The sequence below is a fragment of the Acidisoma cellulosilyticum genome (assembly GCF_020621385.1).
Classification (GTDB): domain Bacteria; phylum Pseudomonadota; class Alphaproteobacteria; order Acetobacterales; family Acetobacteraceae; genus Acidisoma; species Acidisoma cellulosilyticum.
In genome coordinates this window covers 13,805-25,481 of the sequence record NZ_JAESVA010000009.1, presented here as the reverse complement: position 1 = coordinate 25,481, position 11,677 = coordinate 13,805, and the positions used below count along the sequence as shown (strand labels likewise).

Below are 11,677 nucleotides of genomic sequence, written 5' to 3'. Positions count from 1 at the left end.
GCCAGGGGGTCGGACCGGAAAAACTTCCTCATCCTGCATGAAAGAATGACCCCTGGCCTTTGTTGCTGTCCAGAGTCTATTGCCAGCCGCGATCGAGACCCTGCGCACTTCCTGCTGCCCAGTTTCTGAGCCGCTGCTCAAGATTTGCTCAAATTTCCGGGCTGGCCGATTGTAACTCTTACCCTCGGCCCAAATCTGGCATCCTGCGACCCATCATCAGCCCAGGTGCCAAAGCATGCCGTCCGTCCTGATTTCCGGAGCCAGCATTACCGGCCCGGCCCTGGCTTATTGGCTTAGCCGCGCCGGCTTTCAGGTGACGGTGGTGGAACGGGCGGCCGGCCTGCGCTCAGGCGGCCAGGCGATCGACATCCGGGGACCCGCGCTCAAGGTGATTGAGCAGATGGGCCTTCTGCCCGGTGTTGTGGCGCTCCGCACCCATCACAAGGGCATGACGGTGCTGGACCGCGACGGGCAGGAGATTTCGCGCACGACGGAGCGCACCGCCAGCGCCGGGCGGCTCAATTCCGGCGATGTCGAGATTTTCCGCGACGATCTCTCCCGGCTTCTGGTCGAAGCGGCGCAGGACAAGGTGGAATACATCTACCGCGACAGTATCGAAGAGCTGGAAGATGATGAGGCCTCCATCCTGGCCAGCTTCCGCCGCGCTTCCAGCCGGCGCTTCGATATCGTCATTGGCGCGGACGGGCTCCGCTCGCATGTCCGCTGGCTCGCCTTCGACAGTGACGGGCGTTGGCTGAACCCGCTCGGCATCGGCTTCGCCATCTATACGACACCCAATATCCTGGGCCTGGAGGACTGGCAGCTTTCCTTCCGGGATGAGACATCGGGCTATGTCATCTACCCGTCACGATCGAATGAGGATCTGCGCGTCAATCTGGGCTTCGCGCTGATGCCGGATGAATTTCCGCGCGGGGACCCGGAAGCGCAGCGGGAGATCATCCTTCGCCGCACGGCCCATCTCGGCGGCCCAATCCCGCAATTGCTGGAGCATCTGCCGGAGGCCTCAGACCTTTGGTTCGGTCCCCTCGCCCAGGTCAAGATGCCCTCCTGGTCGAACGGGCGTGTGGCGCTGGTGGGGGACGCCGCCTATTGCCCCTCGCCCTTCACCGGCCAGGGCACCAGCCTTGCCATCGTCGGCGCCTTCGTGCTGGCCAAGGAGTTGGAGCGGAGCCCGGCTGAGCCCGAAGCCGCCTTCCAGCGCTATGAGCAGCGGATGCGCCCCTTCGTCACGCTCAACCAGGATCTGCTGTCCCTCACCCGTCAGGGTCCCGCCCCGGACGATGTCTTCGACCGCGCGAAGAACGCGATCGAGCTGAGCGATTACTGGGGCAGGTAAGCCTCAAAGCTGGAATTATAGGGGCGGTTCAGCTATCGGATTTGAGCGGGACCACCACGAAATCTGTCGTGCGCGGGCCCCGACCCGCGCATCTACCCGTTTGTGCAGGCATGCGGCTGTCTGGGCGCCGCGATGGGTAGGTCCGCGCAACAAGTGCGCGGATGACGAGTCTTCTATTAAAACCTGACAGACCCTGGTGCTCCATCTTGATACCTTGCTCATCGTCGCCGCGCTTTCGAACGAAGCGATAGCGGCGCGGGCCGCAATTAGCTGGAGGAACAGGGGCCGCCGCTCGGTGTGCCGACACATTTGCTGGTGTAACCGTCATCAATCTGTCGCAAGACAGCCCTGCCGCACGACTTTAAGCCAGGGCACCCCTGGACCGATGGATGAGGTGCTGCCTTGAAAAACCCCTGGAAGCTCGCGTTTCTGGCGCCGCCATTTTTGCTGCCGGTCGCAGCCCAAGCGCAAACCCAGCCGCATAACGTCCTGCTATTCGTGGCGGACGGCCTGCGCCCCGGCATGGTGACGCCGCAGACCGCGCCGACCATGTATGCGCTGGAACATCAGGGCGTGCGTTTCGACAATACCCATTCCATGTTCCCGACCTTCACGACAGCGAATGCCTCTGCCATGGCGACCGGCCATAAGCTGGGCGATACCGGCGATTTCTCCAATACCATCGATGCCGGCTTTCAGGTGCCGGGCGCCGGCAAAAGCCTGACGCCGTTTCTCGAATCCGACCCGGTTCTGGGTGACGTCGACGAGCATTTCGAAGGTGACTACATGAACCAGGAAACCGTCATGCGCGCCGCGCGCCTGGCGGGGATGAGCACGGCGACCATTGGCAAGCTGGGCCCGGCGCTGATCTTCGACCATACGAGTGCGAATGCCGAGACGCAGAGCGTCGGCACCACCATCGTGGTCGATGATTCCACCGGCACGCTCGACAAGACCGGCAAGAAAATCGGCATTCCGCTGACACCCGAGATGCAACAACTGATGACGGCGGCCGGCATTCCGCTGACCGCGACACCGCGCGGCGCCAATGCCAAGGCCGGCACCTTCAACACGCCGGGCACGCTGGTCGCCAATGGCGCGCAGCAGACCTATTTCGTCGATGTTTCCACCAAGGTTGTGCTGCCGCTGTTCAAGCAGCGCGGCAAGCCTTTCATGATGGTCTTCTGGTCGCGCGATCCGGACGGCACGCAGCATAATCAGGGCGACAGCCTCAATACGCTGACCCCGGGCATCGACGGCCCGACATCGCTCGCTGCCATCGCCAATGCCGATCACGATTTGTCGGCGCTGCTGGCAGCCCTGAAGGCTCAGGGCCTGGATAAGACCACGGATGTGATCATCACCTCCGACCACGGTTTCTCGACCATTTCCAAGCAGAGCAAGACGAGCTTCGCCGCAACGCAGAGCTATGGCGATGTCGTGCCACATTTCCTGCCCGTGGGTTTCGTGGCCCTCGACATCGCGCATGGGCTGGACATGCCGCTGCTGGACCCGGACGCGAAATATGCGCCGGTGCCGGCCGGCGGCCATCCGTCCCATGGTGACGGCTTGATCGGCGGCAGCATGGATCAGCCCAAGGTCGTGGTCGCGGCCAATGGCGGGTCCGATCTCGTCTATCTGCCGGACGGTGACCCGTCACTCGCGAAGAAGGTCGTCGGCATTCTGTCACATGAAGACTATGTCAGCGGTCTTTTCGTCTCGGCCAAGCTCGGCAAAATTCCTGGCACCTTGCCGATTTCCGCGATCGACCTGCAGGGATCTGCGGTGACGCCCGTCCCCTCCATCGTCGTCAATTTCCGTACCTGGTCGACCGGTTGCGTGACGCCGCTGACCTGCGGGGTGGAGAATGCCGATACCGGGCTGCAACAGGGCCAGGGCATGCATGGCAGCTTCTCCCGCGCCGATACCTCCACCATCGGCGGCGCCACCGGACCGGACTTCAAGACCGGATTTGTTGATAAGGCACCGACCAGCAATGCCGATATCGGCAAGACCATGGCCTATATTCTGGGTCTGCATGTGCCCGATACGGGCAAGCTGGTCGGCCGCGTGATCACCGAGGCCTTTACCGGCAGCAAGACCCCGCATTGGACAAAAGGCTGGGAGGTTTCCACCACCGATGCCGAGGGCCACAAGACCGTCGTGGTTACCCAGACGGTCGGCACGGAACGCTATTTCGATGCCGCCGGCTATCCCGGCCGCACACTGGGGCTGAACGCCGGTAAATAACACTGGAACTGAGTGCTGCAAAGGGCCTGGTTGCTGCGGCAGCAAGGCCCTTTTTGTTGCATATGAAAAAGTTGCCTTAGTCATCGACAAGAATCGTTTTGTGTCAAATCGAATAACAATCATTCCGGATTTTTATCGTAACGAAACAGGAATTTCGTTCTTTGTTGGAATATTCCGCAAAGCTCATCCTGCATAAATCTTATAGCCTGTAAGTATAGTGTGTTCTAACGGCGACACTTACCGGTGACGACGCGCGGTTTTGCAGAAATGTCGCTATCAAGTGTTGCAGTCAGGTCACTGTCCGCATAGTCAAATGGCGCTTCAGGCAAACGATCATCGTTCTGACGAATTTGATGATGGTTCAACCATGAATGATAGCGGGATAAATCCATGCGAAAAATATTGCTCGGCTGCACGGCCGTCATTGCCGGCGTGATCGGATATGCGAGCATCAACGCCGCCATGGCGCAGTCGGATGCCAGCCAGGCTCCCGGTTCGATCAAGGTCCGCCTGAACGGCCGCGTGAACTGGTATGCGGGCGTCGAAAGCTCGTCCCTCGACAATATCGGCGGCACCAAGACCTCAACCGACAGTTTCTATGGCTATTTACGCCTTTATCCGGGCTTTGACGGCGTCGCCGCCAACGGCCTGCATTATGGTGCCGCCAGCGAAATCCGCGAAAACAGCGGCGAATCTGCCAGCAGCGAAACGCTGTATGTGCATCAGGCCTATGGCTATCTCGGCCTGCCGCAGCTCGGCCAGATCAGCTTCGGTTCGCAGAACGGCCCGAACGTTCTCTTCCAGACCGGCACCTTCGAAGGCTTCAACGATGGCGGGTGGAACGGCGATATCGAAGCCATGGTCCCGGAATCCGCGATCCCGGAATATGGCTGGGCCGACGGCAATTCCAACTACAGCGAATCCACCGACAAGATCGTCTATCTCTCGCCCACGATCAGCGGCTTCCAGTTCGCGGTCGGCTTCACGCCGAACAAGAATGCCGGCAATTTCAGCCCGGCCATCACCTCCTCCCCCACCGCCATCAGCGGCGGGCAGCCCCGCAACCTGATCGATGTCGGCGGCCAGTATACGAATACCTTCGGTCCCGTCGGCGTCCAGGCCGGGCTCGACTATAGCTATGCCGGCCAGGTCGCCTATACCGGCCCCGCCGAGACCAATAGCGTGAACAGCTACCACGATCTCAGCATCGTCCAGGGCGGTATCACGGTGAGCTACGCTGGCTTCACCGTCGGCGGTAACTCGGAATACGGCAACTTCAACGTGGCCGACAGCTACGACATCGACCTTGCCCCCTCGGGCGGCTCCAAGGCCGTCGGCTGGCTGGTCGGCGCTCAATACACGACCGGCCCGGTCGTGGTCGGTGCAAGCTTCTTCCGCCTCAACCAGACCGGTGACCTGCCGGGTGGCGTCGATGCCGGTTCCGGCGCGACCATCACCTCGGACGGCCTCAGCACCGGCCAGCAGCAGAATACGGGTGTGGCCGTCGGCGGCACCTATACGCTGGTGCCGGGCGTGAGCCTGTTCGTCGATTACCTGTATGGCACGCGCCAGCAGGGCGGCTACGACTTCTCGACCGGCAATGCCGGTGTCGACCACAATACCGCGCAGGCCCAGCTCTTCGGCTTTGGCACGCAGATCCAGTGGTAATCGCCTCGCTGTCCTGATCCCAGGATAGAGGCCGACAACAGCCCCGGCTGCAGGGTTTTCGGACCCTGCAGCCGGGGTTTTGCTTTTTTGCGCAGATGACGCACTGCGACCGGGATCTACTCTAGGTCAGGCCGCCGCACTCGAACGTGCCGCGACCTTGTCGTACCAAAGGCGCGTCGCGTCATTGCCGTCAGGAATGCCAAGCTCCAGCGCCCTGGTTGCAAAATCGATCGTGACGAGTGCGGTGATATCGGCCGCACTAAACCGGTCACCGGCAACGAAAGGCTCCGTCGCCAACCGCGCTTCCAGATCGGCATAGAAATCCAGAATACGCTGGCGGCCGCGGTCGACGATGGCCGGGATCTGGTCATAGTCATGCGCGCCGGCAATCGCCCGCCCCTTCAGACCGGGGACCTTGTTGCGCACCGTCTCCATCACGGCCGCGAAGCCTTCCAGCTCCATCCGGCGCTCCCACATCACGACCAGCGCTTTGTCCTTCGCTGTCGTGCCGAGCAGCGGCGTATTGGGATAGGCCTCCTCCAGATAGCGGAAGATGGCCGGCACCTCGCCGATCGCCGTGCCGTCTTCCAGCACCAAAGTCGGCACGACGCGGCGCGGATTGATCCTGGCATAGGCGTCGGAGAATTGCTCCTTCACGCCGAGATCGACCGGAACGCGCGCGACGCAAATCCCCTTCTCGGCCAGAAAGATGCGCACGCGGCGGGAATTCGGAGAGCCGCTTGATTCATAGAGTTTCAGATTATCGACGGACATGACATCACCTTTAACATATGAAGAAATAGGGTCAGGCTCTCAGCCGGCCGACTTGCCGCCGTCGATGGTCAGGATATGACCCGTGACGAAGCTCGCCCCATGCGAACCGATATAGATGATTGCGCGCGCAATCTCGTCCGGTTCGCCGATCCGCTTCTGTGCATTGAGGCTGGCAAGATAGGCCTTGCCTTCCGCGCCACCGGTGAAACGATCCAGCATGGCGGTCTGAACCGGTCCGGGTGCGACCGCATTCACGCGAATGCCGAAGCTGCCGACCTCAAGCGCTACCGACTTGGTCAACCCCTCCACCGCATGCTTGCTCGCCGCATAGATCGAGGCACCGGCCCCGCCCTGATGACCGAAGGTCGAGGAGATATTGACGATGCTACCCGCGCCCTGCGCCTGCATGACGCGAATTTCGTGCTTCATGCTGAGGATGGTGCCAAGGACATTGGTATCGAAGGTGGCCGCATAGCTTTCGGGCGTCTGCTCCACAGCCGGACCCGGCTTGCCCTCGGTGCCAGCCGCATTCACGGCGATATCGAGCCGGCCGAAGCGCGTGACGGTTGCATCGATCAGTGCACGGACATCCGCCTCATGCCGGACATCGGCGCGGACAAATTCGGCTTCCGCGCCTACGCCACGCAGTTCGGCGACGAGCGCCGCGCCGGCGTCATCATGACGGCCGGAAACGACGAGCTTCGCGCCCTGCCTGGCGAAGGCGACAGCGGTGGCGCGCGCTATGCCGGTCAGCGCGCCGGTAATCAAAACGACGGGGGTATTCATGGCTATTCCTTTCCTGCGGCGCTCGCGGTTCCATGCCTGATCCGTCTGGTCAGCAGCCCTGCAATAGGCGCCTTCTGACTGGGACCGGGCTGGATATCGCGGCCGTTGGCGCAGAATTAGTCGCGCGCCGCGCCGGCGAAAAAGACTTTGTTTCTAGGGTCCCATGCCTTTAAAGTATGGAATCATGGATCTGCGCCATCTTCGCTACTTCATCGCCGTCGCCGAGGAAGGCAGCCTGACGGTCGCCGCCGAGAAGCGGTTGCACACCGCCCAGCCATCGCTGAGCCGGCAGATGCGGGACCTTGAAACCGAACTCGGCTGCGCCCTGATGATCCGCACCGCCAAGGGCATTGCACTGACCCCGGCCGGACATGTGTTTCTGGACCATGCCCGCCTCGTTCTGCTTCAGATCGAAGGGGCCATCGGGGCAACGCGGCGCGCGGCGGCCGCCGCCAAGGCATCCTTCGTCCTCGGCTTCCTGACGGGCTATGAGTTCGAATGGCTGCAGGCGGTGATGGCGATCATGCGCGATGAACTGCCCAGCACCGAGGTCGTCCTTCTCAGCCTGCCATCCCCCGAACTGGCGGACGGGTTGATGCGCGGCAAGATCGACCTTGCTTTTCTGCGGCACGAGCGCAACAAGCCGGGGCTGATCTTCGAACAGTTGATCGACGAACCACTGATCGTGCTGATGCCGGCGGACCACCGCCTGACGGCGAAGGATGCGATCACGCCTCAGGATATCGCCCGTGAAGAAATCGTCGGCGTTCCGCGTGACACGTCTCCTGCGCTGCGATCGGTGACGGACGCTTATGGCGCCAAGATCGGCATCGACCTCACGCCGCATCATTGTGTCGACAACCTGTCGATGGCCATGACCCTCGTCGCCTCGACCCGCGGTATCGCGCTGATGCCGCTTTATGCGCGCAACCTGCTGCCGCCCAAGGTCGTCAGCCGGCCGCTGGCGGGCGTGGCACCCACGATCGACCTCTCGCTCGGCTATCACGAAGCCAATACCTCACCGCTCCTGAAAGCGATCGTCTCCCGGATCGGCGATCTTAAATTCGCACGGTGACGATGACGGCGACGCAATCGATGTTACATTGACCAGGGGCGAGATCGCACGGCTGGAAGCAGCCTATGTGCCGCATCCCGTCACCGGATTCGAATAACCCAAGGCAGGGAGCGTGACCATGGCCAAGGCAGAGAGTGGCAAGATCCGGATCGGCATCGGCGGCTGGACTTATGAGCCATGGCGCGGCGCCTTCTACCCGGAAAAACTGCCACAGAAGCGCGAGCTGGAATATGCCGCCAGCCAATTGACCGCGATCGAGGTCAACGGCACCTATTACGGTTCGCAAAAGCCTGAGAGCTTCCGCAAATGGCATGATGAGACGCCGGAGACATTCGTCTTTTCCCTCAAGGCGTCTCGCTATTGCACCAACCGGCGCGTGCTGGCCGAAGCCGGCCAGTCGGTCGAACGTTTTCTGACCAGCGGCTTGCTGGAGTTGCGCGACAAGCTTGGACCGATCAACTGGCAATTCATGGCGACGAAAAGCTTCGATCCCGTCGATTTCGAAGCCTTTCTGAAGCTGCTGCCCAAAAGCGTGGAGGGCCGCGCCATCCGCCATGTGGTAGAGGTGCGGCACGAGAGTTTCCGCAATCCTGACTTCACCGCCATGCTGCGCGAATACGGCATTGCCGCGGTGGTCGCGGGGGATTCGGAATTTCCGCAAATCGCTGACGTCACCGCGCCTTTCGTCTATGCCCGCATCATGGGCACGGCGGAGTCCGAACCGCTCGGCTATGCAAAGAAGAACCTCGACCTTTGGGCGCAACGGGCGAAGCAATGGGCGGCGGGAGACAGGCCGAAGGACCTGCAATATGCCGGTGAGGCCAAGTCAGACGGCATCGCCCGCGATGTCTATCTGTTTGTCATCAGCGGGCACAAGGTCCGCAACCCGGCAGCGGCCCGGGCGCTGATCGAGAGGGTTTAGGCGCGGCAGATGGCCGCAGCCAGGCCGGAATCGGAGCGCAAGCCTGACGCATCTGTTGCATCTGTTGCATCTGAGAAATGCAGTCTAGGATCAAAGCTTGGGAATTCCGGGGCTGGACCACCGCACGGTGAATAGATGACAGAATACGCTGTTTTACGCACCGGATGGCGCGATCCACGATATCTTCGCACGCATAATGGTATGCTCGCCCATCGCAGCGCCGATGGCGCCGGCTTTGCCCAGGCGGAAGCCGATCTGGCGCCTAAAAATCTTGTCATCGCCAAGCATCCGGATCTGGGCTGGCGACTTGTGCATTTGCACGATGAGTCCAGCAAGCTTCGCGCGCCCGAGGCGATTGTCGCGGCCCTGTGCGACCCAGCGCAGAGCACCATCATAGACGGCGTCACGATCGAAGCCATGCCGGGGCCGGACAATGTCGCTTTGCGCGAAGGGCGGCTCTATCTCAGCGCCGGAAAAACCTCGGAACTCCTATTCGCGGCGCCGCATCGCTTGTCATGGGAAATCTTCGAGGCGGCCAGACCCGGCCTGCTGGCCTATCAGCTATGGCGACCGGCGGCCACGATGGGTGGCACGCAGTTGATGCAGCACGGATTGTCGCAGCGGCTCGGCCAGGATCTGGACGCGATCAACCTTCAACCTCACCGGCCGGACCTTGATCGGCTTGATGACCGACCGCTGGTCATATGGCTGCATAATGACGCGAGCGACAATTTTCGCTGGTGTGCCGATGCGCAAATGACCCGCCACGTCGCGGCGTTCGTTTTCGTATCTCACTGGCAGTGCAAACGGTTCCTGGGCAGATTCCCAACCTTGCCGGCCGAACGCTGCCACGTCATCCATAATGCGACCGATATCGACGGGCCGATAAGGCCCTGGCCGACAGAAAAGCCATGGCGGTGGCGCTGCGCCTATACCAGCGCGCCAGATCGCGGTCTTTCGATCCTGCTGGATGCCTGGGAACGTCTCGACCCTGGCGATGCGGAACTGCATATCTGGTCGAGCTTTCGCCTATGGGGTCAACGCTTTTCCGATGCGTCCTACCAGTCCATCTTTGCCCATGCGCGCCGCCTGCCAGGGGTGATCTATCACGGCATCAGGCCGAATGCCGAAATACGCGCGGCACTCCGCGATATGCATTTCCTGACTTATCCTGCGACATTCGACGAAACCGCCTGCATCGCCGTCATGGAAGCGATGGGCGCCGGCGTGCGGGTTATCGCGACGTCACGGGCCGCGCTACCGGAAACGACTGCCGGCTTCGCGCATCTTTACGCCACGGGGAACGATCGCGAGGCGCGCGTCACGGACTTCGCCCGCGAATTGGCGGAAGAATTCCGCAACCCATGGGGTGGCCGACCGTCCATGGCATTGGCCGCTCAGGACTATGCGCGGGCGGTCTATAACTGGCCCAGCTGTCTCCAAGCCTGGCGTCAACTGATCAGCCGACTGACCGACCAAAAGGCTCAGCCGCCTAACTGATCGAGCGCGCGTACATAGTCTTTCATCGCGCGCAGCTTCTCCGCCGGTCCCCGCGGCTTCCAGAAATGAACCAGGCCACAGCGTCCTGCGACACCCATGCCGGCCCCGCCCCACCGGACATACTGACCCATGTGAGAGGTCTCGAAGCCACCGACCAGTTCGGCCACGTAATTGGCGATCGGCTGATCCACCCAAGTGAAATGGCCGCGCCCGAACACGTCGCTTCTATTGCCGATGATCCGGCGAATAAGCTGCAGATGGTCGCCGTGGCGATGCAAATTGGGCAAGCCGATCGATCCTGAATTGAAGCCAAACCTCGCCCCGGGATCGAAATAGTCCCCGCTGAAAAGCTTGGCACCGACCGATTCGGCGCTGCGGCGCGGGGAAAATTCCTCGGCAGGCACGACAATCCGATCCGACAGGACGATGTGGGTCAGAAGCGGCTCGATATCGGCGTCGAAAATAATATCGGTATCGACGATGAGTAGGGGCTGAAACGCGGCCAGTTCGGGCCAGTCCATGAGAGAATACCGCGCCGTCATCGCCCCGATGCGATCCGTATAGGTGAGGTGCTTGAACGAGACGCGACTTGGGTCCAGTTCGGGAACAAGGTTCAGCAGCTCGGCAGGGTTTCGGTCCGTGGCAAGATGGATGTCACCCTTGTACCGGCCCCAGCGCAGCAGCGACGTCAAACTGAGGACAAGCTGCTCGAAGATCAGCGGATTGCCGACGGCGCTGTAGCAAATGAGCGGTTTGAACGCCCGCGCCTTCGCGATGCGCCAGCTATCGCGCAGCAAGGTCAGTTGCCGCCCTTCGTGCTCGCCCAGCAAAGGAAGCTGATAGCGGAGGTCGAAGTGATGCTCATCGAACCACAAACCATGTTGCGTCGACAGTCTCACAGACCGCGCCGGAATCCTGCGCGAAGACGTGGACAGCACCCAGTCGTGTGCGCGGAGCGATAGCAGCCGATCCAATTCCTCCATTTGCACGGGCACAAACCGCTCCCACCCGGCCGCCTGTTCGCGGTCGGTCAGCATGCTCCCGTTGAGCTGAGCCGAGAGGTAACGGTCGCCTTGCGATAGCAGGACGGAGCGGCGGTCAGGCTCGATATGCAAGGTGAATCCGGCGAGGTCCCCGAAGGGAACCGTCGAACGGATTTCGGCGGGTTTCGCCCGAAGATTGCGATCGAAATCACTCCGCACACGCTCCCAGGGCAGGTCCAGGCGAACCGGCGAAACGCCGGCGCGATTGTCCACAGATCGATGCACCAGCTTCGCCCCGTCCCGACAAAGCAGCGTTCCGTGATAGGTCAAAAGGAAAGTCACGCTTGCTTACCACCTGTCAG

9 protein-coding genes are annotated in these 11,677 nt (G+C 61.6%); 6 read left to right on the top strand and 3 right to left on the bottom strand.

Annotation, left to right across the window (positions count from 1 at the left end):
• Positions 1–235: 235 nt before the first annotated feature.
• The 3 genes from ACELLULO517_RS21070 to ACELLULO517_RS21060 all read left to right on the top strand — a co-directional run bounded on the left by ACELLULO517_RS21070 (position 236) and on the right by ACELLULO517_RS21060 (position 5,275).
• Positions 236–1,357, top strand: a complete 1,122-nt coding sequence (locus ACELLULO517_RS21070; protein ID WP_227309399.1) for an FAD-dependent monooxygenase — start codon at positions 236–238, stop codon at positions 1,355–1,357.
• A gap of 402 nt (positions 1,358–1,759) precedes the next feature.
• Entirely contained in the window at positions 1,760–3,607 is a 1,848-nt protein-coding gene (locus ACELLULO517_RS21065; RefSeq protein ID WP_227309398.1) for an alkaline phosphatase family protein, read from the top strand.
• 390 nt (positions 3,608–3,997) lie between these two features.
• Entirely contained in the window at positions 3,998–5,275 is a 1,278-nt protein-coding gene (locus ACELLULO517_RS21060; RefSeq protein WP_227309397.1) for a porin, read from the top strand.
• 126 nt (positions 5,276–5,401) lie between these two features.
• Here the strand turns inward: ACELLULO517_RS21060 and ACELLULO517_RS21055 are convergent, their stop codons facing one another.
• Both ACELLULO517_RS21055 and ACELLULO517_RS21050 read right to left on the bottom strand, forming a co-directional pair.
• Complete coding sequence (locus ACELLULO517_RS21055) at positions 5,402–6,049, bottom strand: glutathione S-transferase family protein (protein WP_227309396.1); 648 nt, start codon at positions 6,047–6,049, stop codon at positions 5,402–5,404.
• Positions 6,050–6,088: 39 nt separating this feature from the next.
• Positions 6,089–6,835, bottom strand: coding sequence for an SDR family NAD(P)-dependent oxidoreductase (locus ACELLULO517_RS21050; protein WP_227309395.1), 747 nt, complete (start codon positions 6,833–6,835; stop codon positions 6,089–6,091).
• Between the two features lie 184 nt (positions 6,836–7,019).
• Between ACELLULO517_RS21050 and ACELLULO517_RS21045 the strand changes: the two genes are divergently transcribed.
• The 3 genes from ACELLULO517_RS21045 (at position 7,020) to ACELLULO517_RS21035 (ending at position 10,332) form a co-directional block, all read left to right on the top strand.
• The gene (locus ACELLULO517_RS21045) at positions 7,020–7,910 is read left to right on the top strand and encodes a LysR family transcriptional regulator (protein WP_227309394.1); all 891 of its coding nucleotides are present in this window, start codon (positions 7,020–7,022) and stop codon (positions 7,908–7,910) included.
• A gap of 118 nt (positions 7,911–8,028) precedes the next feature.
• Positions 8,029–8,832 carry a DUF72 domain-containing protein gene (locus ACELLULO517_RS21040; protein WP_227309393.1) on the top strand — a complete coding sequence of 268 codons (804 nt, stop codon included), beginning with the start codon at positions 8,029–8,031 and terminating at the stop codon, positions 8,830–8,832.
• 201 nt (positions 8,833–9,033) lie between these two features.
• Entirely contained in the window at positions 9,034–10,332 is a 1,299-nt protein-coding gene (locus ACELLULO517_RS21035; protein WP_227309392.1) for a glycosyltransferase family 4 protein, read from the top strand.
• Here ACELLULO517_RS21035 and ACELLULO517_RS21030 read toward each other — a convergent pair.
• A complete protein-coding gene (locus tag ACELLULO517_RS21030) occupies positions 10,317–11,657 on the bottom strand; it encodes a hypothetical protein (protein ID WP_227309391.1) in 1,341 nt (446 codons plus the stop codon). The genes ACELLULO517_RS21035 and ACELLULO517_RS21030 overlap by 16 nt on opposite strands.
• Positions 11,658–11,677 lie beyond the last annotated feature (20 nt).